14 protein-coding genes are annotated in these 17,584 nt (G+C 40.2%); 4 read left to right on the top strand and 10 right to left on the bottom strand.

What is annotated here, in order from left to right; translation table 11 throughout:
• From IDH45_RS22745 to IDH45_RS22705, 9 genes are all read right to left on the bottom strand, one after another.
• Positions 1-1,982, bottom strand: a 1,982-nt coding sequence (locus tag IDH45_RS22745) for a glycosyltransferase (RefSeq protein WP_190930430.1), incomplete at its 3' end; no start/stop codon positions are given.
• On the bottom strand, positions 1,975-2,745 hold the full coding sequence (locus IDH45_RS22740; protein ID WP_190930429.1) for an ABC transporter ATP-binding protein: 771 nt from the start codon (positions 2,743-2,745) through the stop codon (positions 1,975-1,977). The genes IDH45_RS22740 and IDH45_RS22745, both read right to left, overlap by 8 nt.
• Before the next feature lie 9 nt (positions 2,746-2,754).
• Positions 2,755-3,534, bottom strand: a complete 780-nt coding sequence (locus tag IDH45_RS22735) for an ABC transporter permease (RefSeq protein ID WP_190930428.1) — start codon at positions 3,532-3,534, stop codon at positions 2,755-2,757.
• An 11-nt stretch (positions 3,535-3,545) separates the two neighbouring features.
• Entirely contained in the window at positions 3,546-4,721 is a 1,176-nt protein-coding gene (locus IDH45_RS22730; protein ID WP_190930427.1) for a glycosyltransferase, read from the bottom strand.
• Positions 4,714-5,232, bottom strand: a complete 519-nt coding sequence (locus IDH45_RS22725; RefSeq protein ID WP_190930426.1) for a GNAT family N-acetyltransferase — start codon at positions 5,230-5,232, stop codon at positions 4,714-4,716. The genes IDH45_RS22730 and IDH45_RS22725 overlap by 8 nt, the downstream gene beginning before the upstream one ends.
• Positions 5,233-5,238: 6 nt before the next feature.
• Complete coding sequence (rfbD, locus tag IDH45_RS22720; RefSeq protein WP_190930425.1) at positions 5,239-6,081, bottom strand: dTDP-4-dehydrorhamnose reductase; 843 nt, start codon at positions 6,079-6,081, stop codon at positions 5,239-5,241.
• 3 nt (positions 6,082-6,084) lie between these two features.
• Complete coding sequence (gene rfbA / locus IDH45_RS22715; RefSeq protein ID WP_190930424.1) at positions 6,085-6,963, bottom strand: glucose-1-phosphate thymidylyltransferase RfbA; 879 nt, start codon at positions 6,961-6,963, stop codon at positions 6,085-6,087.
• Positions 6,964-7,113: 150 nt separating this feature from the next.
• Positions 7,114-8,610 (bottom strand): IS1182 family transposase, encoded by a 1,497-nt coding sequence (locus IDH45_RS22710; protein ID WP_190930423.1) that lies wholly within the window; start codon positions 8,608-8,610, stop codon positions 7,114-7,116.
• Between the two features lie 157 nt (positions 8,611-8,767).
• Complete coding sequence (locus tag IDH45_RS22705) at positions 8,768-9,895, bottom strand: DegT/DnrJ/EryC1/StrS family aminotransferase (protein WP_190930422.1); 1,128 nt, start codon at positions 9,893-9,895, stop codon at positions 8,768-8,770.
• Between the two features lie 527 nt (positions 9,896-10,422).
• Here IDH45_RS22705 and IDH45_RS22700 point away from each other — a divergent pair.
• The 4 genes from IDH45_RS22700 to IDH45_RS22685 all read left to right on the top strand — a co-directional run bounded on the left by IDH45_RS22700 (position 10,423) and on the right by IDH45_RS22685 (position 17,056).
• Complete coding sequence (locus IDH45_RS22700) at positions 10,423-12,909, top strand: O-antigen ligase family protein (protein WP_190930421.1); 2,487 nt, start codon at positions 10,423-10,425, stop codon at positions 12,907-12,909.
• 273 nt (positions 12,910-13,182) lie between these two features.
• Positions 13,183-14,763 (top strand): S-layer homology domain-containing protein, encoded by a 1,581-nt coding sequence (locus tag IDH45_RS22695; protein WP_190930420.1) that lies wholly within the window; start codon positions 13,183-13,185, stop codon positions 14,761-14,763.
• A 165-nt stretch (positions 14,764-14,928) separates the two neighbouring features.
• Positions 14,929-16,563, top strand: coding sequence for an S-layer homology domain-containing protein (locus IDH45_RS22690; protein WP_190930419.1), 1,635 nt, complete (start codon positions 14,929-14,931; stop codon positions 16,561-16,563).
• A gap of 136 nt (positions 16,564-16,699) precedes the next feature.
• On the top strand, positions 16,700-17,056 hold the full coding sequence (locus tag IDH45_RS22685) for a hypothetical protein (RefSeq protein WP_190930418.1): 357 nt from the start codon (positions 16,700-16,702) through the stop codon (positions 17,054-17,056).
• Positions 17,057-17,304: 248 nt separating this feature from the next.
• Here IDH45_RS22685 and IDH45_RS22680 read toward each other — a convergent pair whose 3' ends face one another.
• Positions 17,305-17,583 carry a hypothetical protein gene (locus IDH45_RS22680; protein ID WP_190930417.1) on the bottom strand — a complete coding sequence of 93 codons (279 nt, stop codon included), beginning with the start codon at positions 17,581-17,583 and terminating at the stop codon, positions 17,305-17,307.
• Position 17,584: the final 1 nt, after the last annotated feature.

Raw genomic sequence — 17,584 nt, 5'->3', positions numbered from 1 at the left:
GACGATATATTTTCATTGATAATAAAACCAATCTTACGATTATCTTTCAGATAATAATTAAATTTCGCTAATTCTATCATTAAAATAAATAGATCTTTATTAACTTCAGTAGTATAAGTACTTAATATATCTTCCCTTGCCCTGTCAAATATTTCATTTAATTCAAGTTTATCCACTAGCATAACTTCTTTAATTTTTTTATATAAGTTTCCTGATTTATTCTCAATTAAAAAGCCATTTTTTTTGTCCTTCACTTTATGATATACGATTTCATTAGAATATATTCCAACCGCACCTGCAGCTGTTATTTCAAGAAATTTAATTGGACTTTTACAGTTCTTAAATTCCGTATTCTCTATTAAAGATATCACAAAATTAAACTGATATTCTTTTAACTTTTCAATATACTTATAATAATCAGAAACATGGGGTATAAGAAAACAGTTCTCATATGGAAATTTTTCACACAGTTCTTCTGATGAACCAAAAAAATAAAATTCAATAACGTTTTCAAATTCAGTACAAATTCTTCTTATATCACTTTCAAAAATATCTAATTCTTCTTTTCTAGAATTGTAACCTATCCATGCTATTTTTAATTTATCTTGGTTTCTAATAACTAATTTCTCAGGAATATACTTCTCAAGAATATTTGTAGAAATCTCAAAGGTATTCTCATTAATAGCTTTAACATCGTTCGAAATTCCACTGTTTGTGGTTAGTATCAAATTACTGGATTTAATATAATTGGCAATGACAGAATAAGCTTCAGTATTAGGTGCATATTGCATGTAGTTATTACCCAGTGTATATAACTTTAACAAATTATCATCCATTAGATAAATAGTAGGAATATTAGCACATAGGTTGTGAATTTCAGGTGTAACATAAGAAAATCTTTGTAAAATTAGAACATCTGCGTATTCAAAAATTCTGTGATCCAAATTATATATTGTTACAAAAAGCACATTATATCGTTCATTAAGTAAGGAAAAAAAATTGGTTAATGTTATATTAGTTGTTGCATTATATCCATCTATTAGTACTACTATATTCTCTTTTTTTATTGGCAATCTAGAAAATTCTTTTACATTCATAAATTCGATTTTTTTACTAGACCATGGCATAATATGTTCTCTGTAAATCATTTCTTTCAAACTATCTTTATTAAACATGCTTAAATCGTCTACTACATATTCTTTGATTCTATCGATGCCTAGTATATTCGCTCTATTAACATTTTGCATATAACGAATAATTAAGCTATCGAAAAGACTTGTCCTACCTAAGGATCCTTCTTGATTAGCTTCAACACAACTAACTATGGAATCAACATGAACAAAAGGTACAACCTCCGCCCACCTCAGCCACAAATCCCAATCACAGAGTCTTTTCATTACTACATGACAGTCATATCCCCCATATCTAAAAGGCAGTTCCTTTGAGTGAAGCACTGTATTATTTGCAATTAGATTTGTAAGATGCAGCTGATTAAAATTAAAATTCTCACCAAATACAATTTCTTCCTTGGAAATCACATCAATAAATTGACACTTACCATATACTAAACTTGGAGTATCCAACTTAATTATTTCGTTGTATAAATCTTGCAATGCATTATTGAACCATAAATCATCGTCAAATTGATAAGCTATATAATCTCCCCTAGCGTGCATGATTCCCTGATTAACTCTTAAAGCTGGCAGACTTGAATTAATGTTATTTCTAATATAGATAATCCTGTTTTCATTATTTAAATAACTCTCTACTACTTGTCTTGTTTTATCTATAGAACCATCATCAACAATAATCAATTCCCACTCTTTAAATGACTGATTTATTACTGAATCAATTGCTCTTTTCAATAAACCATTGTTCCCTCTGCAAAATGTTGGTAATATTACACTGATTATTGGTTTTTCAATCAAATTATGTGTTTTATAAATGTCAACATTTTCAAAAAAATAACTTGCTTTAATCATTCACATTTCCATTCCCTTCGGACAACTTGTTATCAGAGGAATTATAATATTCATTATAAGCTTTTATTACTTCATTAGTTGTACCGCTCAATTTTATTTCGCCGTTCTCTAACCAGATGCATTGGTTACAGAAATCCAATGCCGATTGCATGCTGTGTGTTACAAATACTAATATCTTCACTCGATCTATTAATTCATTCATTCTCTTTTGAGCTTTTTGCAAAAAATGTGCATCACCAGCAGCCACTACCTCATCTAAAAGGAGAATGTCTGGTTCTATTGACGTTGAAACTGAAAATGCTAATCTAATAAACATACCTGATGAATAATATTTTACAGGTATGTTCAAGTGGTCTTTTAATTCACTAAACTCCGCGATATCTTGTATTTTTTCAGACATTTTTTTCGGTGTTTCACCTAACATTAACCCTCTTAATTTTATATTCTCCCATCCTGTTGCTTCCATTTCAAATCCGGTAGCTAATTCAAATAAACTTGCAATCCTACCATCAACAGTAACTTGGCCACTGACCGGATAAATACCAGCAATTACTTTTAATAATGAACTTTTCCCTGCCCCATTATGTCCAATAATAGCTAAGCGATCTCCATCTCTTAAATTTAAGTTAATGTTTCTAAGAGCATGAATATACTTATTGTCCAATGCCTCATTTTTGGTATCCCTTACAAAAAAATCCTTAATCCCTCTTTCATTATAGATCTGGTACTTCAAATCAATATTATGCAATTTAATAGAGCTCATTTTTTCCACCTATAATCTGAAAGTAATATTTCTACCAATTTTCCAAATCATGAACATAGCTATTTGCAAAAGAAATAAAGTGGTAATAATACATATTATCCAACTATTCAAACTGGGTAAACTTTCACCCAAAAGGGGTTTTCTAATGATTTCGACATAGTAATAAAAAGGATTATAGATGTATATCCATTGAAAATTCTTAGTTTGTAACATTTCAGGCTTATATATTATCGGGCTTACATAAAAAACCCCTTGTAGTACAAGTGTTTGTAATGGTTGAAAGTCTCGAATATATAAATTTATAATAGCAGCTATAGTTGCCCATGCAGAGCAAAGCATAAACCATATTAATAGTGAAGGAATAACAAGTAACATGCTGATGCTAAAATTTTGAGGACTTATAAAAATATATACTACAAAAAAGGAAATAATTGCAAAAATTAGATTGAATAAATTCACCATGCTTACACGGAGTGGAAAGATCTCAATTGGTACTTGCGTTTGTTTTATATATCCCTGGGAACCTAGAAAAGAAAACGCTCCACCCTCAGCGGAACTAGTAAAAAAAAGCCATGGTAAAAGCCCTGCGAACAAATAGGGTACAAACTCTTTCATTGAAATATTAAAAACAATTGAATACACTGCCCCAATGACTAATACAATCCCAAGAGGCGACAAAAAATTCCAGGCAATACCTAATATTGAATTCCGATATCTATTCTTTAAGTCTTGTTTAAATAAACTTACTAACACATGTCTACCTATATATATTTTTTTAAAATAAGTCACCTTTTCTGACCTCACAGAATTTTATTTTTAATTTTTAAATATATTTTCTTCATTATTATTCCAAAAGATGAGGTGCCATGCGCTTTAATAATTGCTTTGATTTTATATAATAAAGTATTTTCACTAACTTTCTTATATCTTATATCTTTTTCTAATATTAGCGGTGCTCTATACGTAGTTAATTCCACTATATATTTTGTCAATGTTATTGCAATTTTTTCGACCGTAAACGAATCTTTAAGTTGGATATAACTTTGCTCACGAATGCTTTGTCTAAGCTTAGGATTTTCTATTAATCTCTCAATTCCAATAGTCCATTCATGAATTGTATTCTCTACTAACACACCATTAAAACCATCTTTTACAATGAAAGTGAATGGTTGGTGGTTCGAATATATACCTGCAGCTCCAATTGCACCATATTCGAGATATTTATTGAAGTACTTACATTTGTGAAACTCAGAATCCTCCAGTGGCGCCAACCCGATGTCCCATTCTCTCGATTTTATAACATTAACATATTCAGAGTAATCATCGGCAAAAGGTATATGATGAATGTTATCATTTTTTTTGATGAAATCTGGTCTGGCACCAAAAAACTCAATTTGAACGCTATCTGAATATTTTTCAATAATATTTCTAATAACCGGTTCAAGTAATGTATTCAAAAATCTATTATGATCAATTCCTCCTGCAAAACCAATACGAATGGGTTTGTCTTTGCCATTAAAAACTGGCATTGTATCAATCAATAATGCTGGAGCGTCTATAACAATTGTATCGTTAGTAAATCTTTTATATTTATCTTGTATGTTACTATTAGTTGTCCAAAGTAGGGCGCAATTACTCAGTATCACTTTTATATTATTTTGAATAGCTTCCATATTAAAATAATCAAAACTATTCGCAGTTTTTGGAACTGAGAGTAAATCATCATCCAAGAAATATATTGTAAATTTCCCAATTCTACGACATTCTTCGATAATTTTCAATTCTATTGCTTCAGTGCCTCTTATACAGATCACAACGTCAGCCCATAAGATATCCTCTTTCGATACTTGCAGAGAGTTAGCATATCTGAAGTTTATTATTTTATTAATCATTAACGTCTTCAGGGGTTTTATTACACCAACTGTAGCAGATGGAATCTCCCTAAAACTATAAGCTAATACATTAGTTTTATCCATCAATCGCACCTTTTTGAATTTCCATCTTATAGATCGTTTTCCCGACGGTTAAATACTTGTCTTTACAATTAAATCCGGCGTCCAAGTAAATTTTTGTAGCGTAAGAGTTGCTTTCCAAAACTTCCAACACAATAGTCTCTATTTTTATTTCATTGAAGCCGAAATTACATATTGCCTTAACTACCTTTTTACCAATACCCTTACCTCTTGCTAGCGGTTCACCAATAAGAAGTCTACCAAATTCAGCAATACTTTTTGTATAATCGATATTATATAATGCAACTATACCGATATCCATACCTCCCCATTCTATAACAAACATAAGATCATTTTCTTTTTTTATATATTTTTGGTACCATGCTAGTTGTTGTTCTTGAGAAATGATATCTGCATTTAGAAAAGATGTTCTAGCCCATTCGAGATTACGCCAGTTTCTAACCTTTTCTATATCTTTTTCTTCTAACGATCTTAGCTTAATATCTTCGTAGAGTACAGTATAGGAGTGGTTCATATATTCTCACCTCATTTGCATTAAATAACCTTCTAAAGAATCCTTCCAATTAGGCATTTTAATGCCTATAGAACTAGTTATCTTACTGTTATCCAAAGCTGAAAATCTTGGCCTATTAGCTTTTGAAGGATAATACTCTGATGGAACTGGTAGAATTCGAACATTTTGTTTATTTGAAAAGTGAATAATGCTTGTAGCAAATTCATACCATGAACAAATTCCATCCCCACTACAGTGAAACAATCCAGAGAACCCCTCCGTTATTAGCTTATCTATTCGCATCGCTAGCTCTGGAGCATAAGTAGGATTGCCTTTCTGATCATTTACAACCAAAATTTCGTTTTTATTATGACTTAATGTCAGTATTGTGTTTACAAAATTCCGTTTATTGGTCCCATATAACCAAGAAGTGCGAACAATAATATATTGTTCGCAGATTTCTTTAACATATTCTTCGCCACGCAATTTTGTCCTACCATAGACATTTAATGGATTAGTCTTGTCATTCTCATCATATGGAATACCCTTAGTTCCATCGAAAACATAATCCGTAGAAATGTGCACTAGCTTAGCACCAACTATATTAGATAATTCCGCTAAATATTTCACTCCAGTTGAATTTATTTCTTCAGCAAGTAAGCTATTTTCTTCAGCAGAATCGACATGATTATAGGACGCACAATTAAGAATAACATCTGGTTTAATATTTCGAATAACGCACAATAGTAAGGATCTATTAGTAATATCTAATTCAGAAGAGCTATGACCATAGACTTCATGCTTCATCTCAAAGATTCTATGCATCAGTCCACCTAGTTGTCCAGACACTCCTGTAATTAATATTTTCAACATCTACCCCTCTTTCATTTCATTAGTGATATTGACCAAGTACTCACCATAATGTGTTTTTATCAGTGGTTTTGCCAATCTAAGAAGCTGCTCGGAATCGATCCATTGGTTATTAAATGCAATCTCTTCTATACAAGCTATGAAGTTACCTTGTCTTTTTTGAACTGCCGCTACAAAATTAGAAGCTTCAATCATTGAATCGTGAGTTCCAGTATCTAGCCATGCCATTCCACGGCCAAGGAGTTTAACTTTTAGTTTATTATTGTTTAAATAGATACGGTTTAAATCCGTAATCTCCAATTCTCCTCTAGCGGATGGAGTCAACTCCTTGGCTAACTTCGATACTTGTTCATCATAAAAATAAAGTCCTGGGACTACATAATTAGACTTGGGTAATTCTGGTTTTTCTTCCAAGGAAACAACATTGCCTGTTTGATCAAACTCTACAACACCGTATGCTTTAGGATTTTGAACGTAATAGCCAAAAATAACTGCACCTTCATCAAATGACACTGCTTGCCTTAAGGTTCCAGTGAAGCCTTGTCCCCAAAAAATATTGTCTCCTAGAACCATAGCAACCTTGTTATTATTAATAAAATGCTCTCCAATAATAAATGCCTCCGCAAGCCCATTTGGTGCCTTTTGAATAGCATACTCAAAGTTCATTCCTAAACTACTACCGTCTCCTAGAAGTTCTTTAAAAATTGGCACATCACGTTCAGTTGAAATTATTAAGATCTCTCTAATTCCTGCTAACATAAGAGTTGAAAGTGGGTAGTAAATCATAGGCTTGTCATAGACTGGGACAACTTGCTTAGAAATTGCTTTAGTAATTGGATAAAGTCTTGTACCTGATCCACCTGCTAATATAATTCCTTTCATCATAACTCTCCTTAAATCATTGATGTTAACAAGGAGTCTGTCCGACGGATTGATTTTGGAGTTTCCTTTCCGTGGGAGACCCTTGTAACTTTCGTTTTTTTCATTGATTTTCAGGGGGAATTCCCCTATCTCTTGGTTTCACCGGATACTTTATGCTGCTGATTTCCGTTTTTGAGCAGACTTCTCCCGTTTATACAAAATGGATGATTTGGGATGTTTAGCCGAATGAATCTTTCTCAGATTGTAGCTTAAAGCTAACAGGATGAACTCGCCTTCAACCTTGTCCTCACCACGCAGATGAAACTGACGGAAGCCCTGGCATTCTTTTATTTGTCCCCATGTGGGTTCAACGATGGCTTTTCGCTGGCGGTATATCTCCTTACCGGCATCACTTTGTACCTTAGTTCTCATTGCTTCACGAATCGGATCGCTTTCGGTACGTGTGATCGTCCGTTTTCCAGACTTTGCTTTCACACAATCCTTTTGAAACGGGCAGGTTCCGCAAGCATCACTCTCGTAAATCCATGCGGTTTCTTTATCAGCGTTATTCTTGTGAACCGTTTGCTTGAGGGTCAACATTTTTCCGGCAGGACAAACATACGAATCCGATTCCGGTACGTAGGTAAAGTTGCTTTTATCGTAAAGATTGCCACGTTGTTTGCCTTCTTTGGACGCAGCAATGTAGGCGTCAACCTGGGCTTGTTCGGCTGCTTGAATGTTATCCGCGCTGAAGTAGCCAGCATCTGCGCTCGCCTTCTTTGGCATACTTCCGGTATGAGCTTCGATAGAATCAAGAACACCCTGAAATTGTTGTTGGTCGCTGCTGCTGTTGCTCATTTGAAGCCCAACGATGATCCCATGGTCGGCGTCTACGGCGATTTGGGGATTGTATCCTTGAATCACGCCTTGGGTCTTCGTATCCATGATGCGGGACTCTGAATCCGTAAAGTTGATCTGATCCCTGGCTGCCGTCTTCGATTCAGCTTCGGGTTTACGTTCTTCCAGTTCCTTTAAGGACTCTTGGATTTTCTTTAACCTCATCTGCCGATCATGTACTTCGGTATTTGTTGATTCGGGAAAGAGCGAAAGTTGCCCTTCTTCTTGAGCATCGTTCTGCTGCACTTTTTCAAGGGCTTCACGGACTTCGGATTCCAAGCGTTCCATTTCTTGCTTCATTCGTTCTCGTGACATCGCTCTATGCTTGGAGGCATTGGCTTTCAGTTTGGATCCGTCGATGCTCACATGACCAAGGGAAACATAGCCTAGATTCATGGCAATTTGAATCACTTGCTTAAAGAGCCCAGGAAGAAGTTCTACTTGATCTTTACGGAAGTCACTGATCGTACGAAAGTCCGGTTTCTGTCCACCGCACAGCCAACGAAAGGGTATATTTTCATCGATCGCTGTGCGAATTTTACGCGAAGTAAATACGCCAGTTGCATAGCCATAGAACAGTAGCTTCAGCATCAGGGCAGGGTGATAGGCTTCTTCTCCACGGTTAGAGTAACGCTTGGTGATGTCCGAAAGATTCAGTTGATCGACTATGTCGCTGATCAATCTAACCAAATGGTCATCTGGAATCCATTCGCTCAAGTACATCGGAATGAGTTCCCCTTGTTCCGTCGAGTAATCTTTGAATTTCGCCATATCCGTACACCCTTTGCTCGTTTATAAGATTTACTATGCAAATTCGCGGCGGAAGGGGGATATCCCTGTTTCGTCGGACAGACTCCTAGGAAAACAGTACTACTTTAACTAGCCAATAATTATTACATTCTCTTATAAAATATGCATAGTCGTGAGACTATGCATATTTTATAATCAATTTTGAAATATGGTCAATCTCGTTCTTACTGAGTCTTAAATGCATCGGCAATGATAATATTCTTTCTGAGAGATAGTGACTATTTGGACAAGTTCCTTTAGCATGGCTATACATTGAGTATTCTGTGTTGTCTCGATAATGAACCCCAGGGTAGACTTCACTTTCATTTAAAGCAAGTAGCAGTTCATCTCGGTTATCAACCTGAATAACATACAGATGTCTAGACGACTCACAAGTTTCCGCAACTGAAATTGGTCTAATTTTACTGAAGTGGTTTTCAAAATTCTTATCATACCAGCTAGCTAGTTGTCTTCTATAGGCATTGTCTGCATCCAAGTATTTTAGTTGGACCAATCCAATACTCGCCATTATCGAATTTCCATGATACTTATAACCAACATACTCAACATCGTATTTCCACTTGTATGCACCTTTATCGTTAGATCGAGCATAAGTATCTTTGTTAATTCCAAGCCACGTTAATTTTCTACAAATATCGTCATGACTCTTTTCTTTAAAGCAAATCATTCCAGAGTCAGCTGTTGGCAAATTTTTAACTGCTTGGAAAGAATAAACTGCTACATCAGCTTCTTTGCCCGGTATTTCTCCATTAACACGAGTTCCTGCCATATGTGCGGCGTCAAGAATTAATTTTAAATTATATTTATTGCATAATTTCACTATCTCGTGATATTGTCCTGAGTTCCCGCCAATTCCAACAAACATAATCGCTCTAGTGTTTGGTGTAATCTTTTTTTCCACATCTACCGGGTCCAAACAAAGGAATTGATCAACATCAGCAAAAACCGGAGTTAAATCTTCATACAAAATGGCGTGATTAGTTGAAACAAATGTAAGAGGAGTAGTAATAACTTCGGTGTCATTGCTCCATCCATTCTCCATCTTTAGTACTTTTAAAGCTAAACTTAAACCAACTGTAGCAGAACTAATAAAATGAGCGTTAGGTAAACCAGTATATTCCATCCACTTTTTCTCAAATTCAACAGTCTTAAAACCTAAGCCGGTCCATCCCTTTTCAAGACATTCTCTAATCTCTTCTAGACATTCGTCTACCCTAAAAGTTGGCGTAAATAGTTGAATAGACATTAGGGGCCTCCTACATTTATCTTTATTTCAAACAAGCACATTATAGCATAATGAAGTAATGTGTTATAGTTATTATTTATTTTATAAACGTCAAAACTTCGCCACCTCCAGGTCCTGAAGATACGCGAGAAGATAAAGGGCACCAAATTTACGGAAATTGCGGAAATTGCCTCGTGACGAATCAAGAATAATGCCGTGGCAATATGAATCGCGGACTAACCATGGCTGCATGATGCAGCGCCAACAACGCAGCATGGACCAATTGAATCATTGAACCCTCAAACTCAAGATACGCTTTATACTTTAAACTCTTTAAACTAGAGCGTCAAGATTGCCTCTCGAGTTGTAAGTTGATCGGGCCTCCTCCGGTGTAGCGTTTCCGAAGAACTGACCTTTTACCTTTACTGTACTGTTGTCCCATGCGGTATCATGGATCATCGTCATTAAAACACCACTCTTCCTAATTCCCCAATCCAATGATAAAATAACACCATATATAAGGAGAAGAGAAACGAGGTACTATCGCAATGAGTCAACCCGTCTACGGAAAAAGTAGCAAAGCTGCCAAGCAGAGGCAGCGCAATACAGAGGAAACGTCGATTCTTTACTGGCTAACTATGTTTTTTGTAGTCGCATTTATGTTTTTTTCTTCATTTCAGACGGCTTTATTTAACGGTGAGTCCAACCAGCTTTTTGCGGTCAATTCGTTCGAAAGCCCGATTTTTTCCGCGCTGCTTTGGAGTTCGTTTATCCTGATATTCATCGCAATTTATTTTTTCAGTAACTGGAGGCTGAAGGATCGGGCGGATTTATTGTCGATTGGTGTATGGCTGATTCCGTTGACTTATGTGATTTCGTCGTTCACAGCAGCTTCGGATCATTTGTCCACAAAGATGATTTTCCTTCAAATCATGTACTCGTCTTTTTTTGTTATAGGCATTTATTTGAATAAAAACCAACTGGGTAACAGTATCCTTCGAAACGCGATTGTGATGTGCAGCTATGTCATTGTGCTGTATGGGATTTTGAACTTGTTCGGCAACGCGTATGCAAGAGACGGCGTGATGCTGACGGATCAAGGCTTGCGTCTTACTTCCGTATTCCAATATGCCAATGCGTATGCGGCTTTTCTGATGGCAGCATTATTTGCTTGCTTGTATCTTCTTGTTCATTCCCGTAAATGGTACGCCATAGCTGGACATAGCTTAATGCTCGTCCCAATTATTGTATCGTTTTGGCTTACTCTCTCGCGGGGGGGCATTGTCGTCATCCCGTTTGTGCTGCTACTGGTTCTTCCTTTTATCTCGCTTAAAAAACAGTTTTTATTTTTAGGATACCTGGTCATAGCCAGCTTAGGATCGTTCGCCATTACGGACAAGATGAACGCTGTAGGGAACGACATCGTCTCTAGAATATTAGCGACACGGACCCCAGACGGCAAAGTATCTTTGCTCGGCTTATCCGATCCTAAAGTGTTGGAAGGCTGGACGTACCTCCTAATCGCTACTGTTGGAGTCGCAGCCGTTACGTTCCTGATTCACCGTTTTCTCGGCATTCGTTTTTTGGAAAAGCAAGTATCGTGGCTATCCTTTAAATTTTCGTCGTTCGCTCTGCCCGTGTTGGCCGTTGTAGTCGGGCTTATCGGCTTTTATATTCTGACCAGCGATTCGCCGATTCGTAAAATGTTGCCCGACACGCTCGAAAAACGGATAGAAAATATTAACTTTGAGCAGCATAGTGTATTGGAACGGACAACCTTCTACAAAGATGCGTTCAAGCTAATCGGCGATTACCCGATCACTGGGGCCGGCGGCGGCGGATGGGCCGCTTTGTATGAGAAATACCAGAACAACCCGTACACCAGTAGACAAGCGCATAACTTCTTCCTTCAATTTTGGATTGAAGTGGGCACGCTCGGTATTCTAATCTTAGCTGCATTCCTGCTGTACATTATGTACCAGTATATCCGGTCGTATATAACGAGTGATGAAACATCACGCCGAAACACTTTTATTTTCTACATTATTGCGATTTCTCTGCTCGTTCACAGTGTAATTGACTTTGAGATGAGTTACGCCTTTATCGCTTCGCTTGTTTTCCTTTGTCTCGGCGGGATGGTTTCTGGCTTTTCAACGAAGGAACTGGCATTTACGAATAAAAGCTTTTTTACGAAGTGGCGGATCTCCTATCCAATTATGCTTGGGGTCATCGCTATTGTTACATTCATTTATTCTGCAACTTCCATGAGCGCAAACTCCAGATTCGCTGCGTCCTTAAACAACGCGGCAGCTCAAAAACCGCTGCAGGAGATTATGAATCCGCTGAACGGAGCGTTAGATTTAAAAGCGACGCATCCCGATTATGTACTTACCAAGGTTGGTTTTCTGATACAACTGTACTCCCAGAACAAGGATGAAAATATATTCAACGAGGCTGTCACTTTGATTCAAGCTGCGAGAACCAAGGAGCCTCATAACAAGTCTATTTATGGACAAGAGTACCAACTGTATTCGCTGAAAAATGATCCGGATAAATTGTTGGAGCTGGCTACAGAAGGGTTAGAGAAGTATCCTTGGGACACTTCGTTGTACGACAGTTTTGCTACGATGCATTTGCAGCGTAGTCAGGCCGCTCGAGCAGGAAGCAATAAAGCTTTAGCGGATCAACATGCGGATAAGGTGATCGGGGCATACCAAACCGTTATCCAGAAGATTGAACATCTGAAGACGTTGCCGGATGCTCAAATGCAAGGGGCGGCCTTTGATCTTTCCGTCACTCTGATCTCTGCAGCGGGCCAAGCCTACTACGGTAAAGGTGATTACAATGCTGCTGCCGAAGCATTAAAAGGCTCCATTGGCGGCAATATTGACGATGCGAATATCCAGACCATCATTCGCTGGTACTTGGCCTCGGTTATGAAGCAAGGGAAGTCGGACCAAGAGTTGTATAACAAGCTGATTGCCAAAAATCCGAACGAGAAAAACGAAATAGAGAAATTGCTGCAAATGCAATAAGAATGATTTAACCTCCACCCTCGCCTCCCCCTCCAGGAGCGAGGGTTTTCTATTCTCCCTCCGCCCTTCATCAGCTGCAAATCCCACTATGAAAACTTTTTAAATGGAATTCATCTCCAACCCCCATTAAAAATACCAATTGTTTCGAATGTTTATAGACAGGGTAATGAAAATGGACGTCTTCACGGGAAGGAGGTGAACGAAACCTTTATGAGGAGACTCTATTTACTCCCAGAGGATAACCAAATAAAGAGAAGGAGCGGGAGACGATTGTTGAACAAAACGATCACGAAGAAGACCTCGGGCTTGCTGGCCACTTTACTGATCTTGTCCATGCTCGTTCCAGCCCTTGCTTCCGCAGGCATTTATTTTTCAGGTACTTTTAGTTCCAATGGGACTGTGAGCGGGAATGTTTATTTCAACAACGACGGAGATACTGTCGGGGATGACGTTTATGAGCAAAACACGGTAACTGTTGGCGTTTACAGCAAAAACGGAGATTTTATTCAGACGCTACAAGTTTCGAAAGCAACCTACGAGGATGGCACTTCTTATTACAGTATTCCAAGCACAGTATTAAATAGTGTATACGACGCCATCTACTTCAAATACGACAACAGTGTAACGGAAAATGTATATCGTCAGCCATCAACTCCCTGTACATATTGTGGCATTGGCGGTGGCGGCGGATTTATTCCACCGACTAACGGAAGTGTAATCGAGGCTTCCAATGGGTCGGTAAACGCGAATGATTTGAAAAACGCTATCGACAAGTTCACCGAAGTTACGATCAAAGTGAATGGGGATTCGGTATCCATTCCGGTGTCGGCTTTGCTGAATGCTAAAGAGGGTTCGATCTTGAACGTCGTTGCGGATCAAGGCGCCTACATTTTACCGCTGGATGCTTTCGATTTCGAAACGTTGGCGAAGCAAATTGATTCCAGTACAGACGATCTGAAGCTGAACATCGGCATTAAGAAACTGACCGGCGACGATGCCACAGCGGTATCTGATGCTATCTCCGCATTAGGCGGTAAGCAGTTGGCCGACGCTGTCGACTTCTCGATCTCGATCGAAGGCAAGGACGGTAAAAAAGCGGCAGTCGACTCGTTCGACCGGTATATCAAACGCAAGCTGCCTCTATCGGAGAAACCTTCCGCTACAGGTACGGTTGCACTGTATAACACAAGCTCCAAGACGCTCAGCTTCGTTCCAGGTCAGCTTTCCGATACGGAAGCCGAATTCTGGCGCAATGGCAACAGCGTGTACACCGCACTGGAGCTTACCAAATCGTTCACCGACGTAACTGGTCACTGGGGCAAATCGTACATTGATCTGCTGGCCGGCAAACTGATTATCGACGGTGTAACGGATACGACTTTCGAGCCGGATCGCAATATTACCCGTGCCGAATTCGCAGCGTTAATCGTTAGATCGCTTGGACTGAGCAATGTAACAAGCGCAACGTACTTTAACGATGTGAATGAGAGCGACTGGTATGCCGGCGTTGTCGGCGCCGCCGCTAAAGCCGGTCTTGTGGACGGCTACGAAGACGGCACGTTTCGGCCGAATGCCCAGATTACTCGCGAAGAGCTTGCTGCGATCGTAGTAAGAGCTTACAAGTACGCGGGCGGCAAAACTACTGTGGATGCTTCCACACAAGCCCAGATTTTGTCCAAATGGTCCGACAGCGACCGGATTGTCTGGGGGCATCAGGAAGTGGCTCAAGCGATCGCATCCGGACTGATGAACGGGATGACGGATACGACTCTGGAGACATACGGTCAAGCGACGCGTGCACAAACAGCAGCGATGCTGAAGCGGTTCTTATCGGAAGTTAATTTTATCGAGTAGTTCCTGTGTCCGGCCATGCTTCCTCATGGGGAAGCATGGTTTTCATTTTTTTGTATGTTTTCTGTTTCAACTCCCTTTTCATTGGTTAAGTGTAGTTGATGCCCTCATGAAAGGAGGTGGAAAGACGAGATGAGCGATAATAAAAGAAGGAGCGGGAACCTACTGATGAAGAAGAAATTATTGAAAAAAACGTCGCAACTCCTTGCAGCTCTAATGATTGTATCGATGCTGCTCCCTATCCTGGCATCGGCTGCAATGAAATTTAACGGCTCCTTCGCCTACGACGGGAATTTGTCCGGTCAAATCAAGTTTGATGGGACGATCGGAGATGCGGTCTATAATCACTCCCCGATCACTCTGGGGGTATACGGCAGAGATGGAACTCATATTAGGGACATTTCGGTCATCCGGACTGTATACGAGAACCAAACCTCTACATACAGTGTGGACAATATGGTAATTTCGTCCGTATACGATGCTGTCTATTTTTCCTATGGCGGCGAAGTCAGCGGACTGATATACCGCGAGTCCGATGATAGCGATCCGGATCCAGATCCGGGTTCGGGTAGTGGCGGCAGTACGGGCGGCGGTTCCGAAAATGGCGGAAGCAACGGTAACGAAGGCGGCGGCTCGGAACAACCGGGTGACGTGACCGACGTAATCGATGCATCCGACGACGGTAAAGTCGACGCAGATAAACTGAAAGCCGCACTTGCCAAGTACAAGGAAGTCACAATCCGCGTCAAAGGGGAAACGGCTTCTATTCCGGCATCGGCTCTTGTTGGCGCCCAGCACGGTTCGGTTTTGAATATTGTTTCTAAAGAAGGCTCATACATACTGCCTCTGGGTGCTATCGATTTGAAACAGCTTGCGGATGCGGTTCAGTCGGATGTAGCTGATGTGAATATTCATGTCGGAATGAAGCTGCTGTCCGGAGATGCAGCCGAATCTGTAGCCGATGCTATTGAAAAACTTGGCGCAAAGGCGCTATCCAATGCGTTCGATGTTCAGTTCGCGGTTGAAGGGAAAGACGGCAACAAGAAGCCGGTTCATGTATTCGATCAATACGTGAAGCGGAAAATCCCACTGCTGCAAAAACCTTCCAAATCGGCTGCGATCGTCCTTTACAATCCGGATACCCGGAAGCTTAGCTTCGTACCGGGTTCGATCACAGACTCGGAAGCAACGTTCTGGCGCACAGGGAACAGCATTTATACCGTAATCGAGCTTAACAAGACGTTTAACGACGTAAGCGGCCACTGGGCCAAATCGGATATCGAGCTGCTCGCCAGCAAATTGATCGTCGAAGGCGCTACCGACTCAACGTTTGAGCCGAACCGCAACTTGACCCGGGCTGAGTTTGTTGCACTGGCCGTGCGTGCTTTTGGTCTTGTTGAGATTAATGGCGTGACCTATTTTAGCGACGTCAAGACGAGTGACTGGTACTCCGGCATCATTGCAGCTGCAGCGAAAGCCGGTATCATCAACGGGTACGAGGACGATACGTTCCGTCCTGACGATTCGATCACACGGGAAGAGCTGGCGGCGATTATCGTCCGGGCTTATCAGTATGCCGGCGGAGAGATCGCTATGGACGCCTCTAAGCAATCCAAACTGTTAGCCGAATGGAACGACACCGAATGGATCGTTTGGGCGGATACAGAGGTTGCCAAAGCGTTGTCCGCAGGCTTTATGGTCGGCATGTCCGACACGCAGCTTGAAACGTACCGTTCGGCGACACGCGCTCAAACGGTAACGATGCTTAAACGAGTTTTGAGCAAGCTGGACTTTATTGATTAATATTGGGGAATCACTGAAACCATCGCCGCCCTATCGGGGTGTGCGGTGGTTTTTGGGTTTAAGGACATGTCGAATCTCGCCAAATGAAATCGTATATAGTACAATAAAACATAAGTAAAGGAAAGGGGGAGAACGATTGAACGAGGCGATTTTGAAAGAAATCCTGAATGAAGTGAAATCGATGGGAGGGCGATTAGACCGGATCGACGCCCGACTGGATGGAATGGATGCACGGCTTGCCGGAATGGACTCTCGGTTCGATGGAATGGATACACGGTTAACCTCCCTGGAATCGGAACTAAAACAATTCAGGGAAGAAACACGAGCCGATTTGCAAATTTTGAAGGGCGGCCAAAAAGGAATTCGTTCCGAAATCTACGATCGTTTTACGGAAACCAAAAATGAGCTGAACGCTCAACAATACAGCATAGATATTTTACACCGCGAGCAATTAAAAATGAAAACGGATATCGAGATGCTGAAAAACCGCTAGCCCCAGCTTAGCCTATATTCTCCTCAAAGGATGGTTCGTTTGAAGTCACCCGGACAACAGCATGACTTGCTCATACAAATGCATAACTACAACCTATAAAGGCGTTTCACAAATTTCATGTCGAATTTGTAAAGCGCCTTTGTTGGTTGTAAAGCGGAACCAAGCATTGAAATCCGCGGTCCCTCAGGGATTGCCTCCCCTTGCCTGCTGATAGCGTTGCGGCGTTATGTCGTACCTCCGCTCACCTATTATCGCGCAGTCTTGGCGATCTCCTCGTACAGCTTTCTCCAAGCGGGAGACATCCCCTTGAAATGCTCGGCCTTCAGATCGATCTGCCGGGAAGAAACAGTGCTTTTGCTCTCGGATTTGGGAGTTGCTTTATTATTCGTGTTCACGCTCGCCTTTTTACCCGTTCTCTCTGTGTTTGTACTTGCCAGGGAAGGAACTGCTCCATCCCCCGCCGAACGGGCCGATTTGGCATGCCTCGCCGCTTTCTCCTTCATCTTCTCTCTTTTGCGCTTGGACATC

The sequence above is a fragment of the Paenibacillus oceani genome (assembly GCF_014705615.1).
In the GTDB taxonomy this organism is placed as follows: domain Bacteria; phylum Bacillota; class Bacilli; order Paenibacillales; family NBRC-103111; genus Paenibacillus_AB; species Paenibacillus_AB oceani.
Note: the sequence above shows the minus strand (reverse complement) of the source record. Positions and strands in the feature narration are given on the sequence as shown.

Coding starts and splice junctions, on each gene's coding strand:
- IDH45_RS22740 (WP_190930429.1), bottom strand. CDS start 2,745: ATGAGCTCTATTAAATTGCATAATATTGATTTGAAGTACCAGATCTAT.
- IDH45_RS22730 (WP_190930427.1), bottom strand. CDS start 4,721: ATGGATAAAACTAATGTATTAGCTTATAGTTTTAGGGAGATTCCATCT.
- IDH45_RS22725 (WP_190930426.1), bottom strand. CDS start 5,232: ATGAACCACTCCTATACTGTACTCTACGAAGATATTAAGCTAAGATCG.
- rfbA (WP_190930424.1), bottom strand. CDS start 6,963: ATGAAAGGAATTATATTAGCAGGTGGATCAGGTACAAGACTTTATCCA.
- IDH45_RS22710 (WP_190930423.1), bottom strand. CDS start 8,610: ATGGCGAAATTCAAAGATTACTCGACGGAACAAGGGGAACTCATTCCG.
- IDH45_RS22705 (WP_190930422.1), bottom strand. CDS start 9,895: ATGTCTATTCAACTATTTACGCCAACTTTTAGGGTAGACGAATGTCTA.
- IDH45_RS22700 (WP_190930421.1), top strand. CDS start 10,423: ATGAGTCAACCCGTCTACGGAAAAAGTAGCAAAGCTGCCAAGCAGAGG.
- IDH45_RS22690 (WP_190930419.1), top strand. CDS start 14,929: ATGAAGAAGAAATTATTGAAAAAAACGTCGCAACTCCTTGCAGCTCTA.
- IDH45_RS22680 (WP_190930417.1), bottom strand. CDS start 17,583: ATGTCCAAGCGCAAAAGAGAGAAGATGAAGGAGAAAGCGGCGAGGCAT.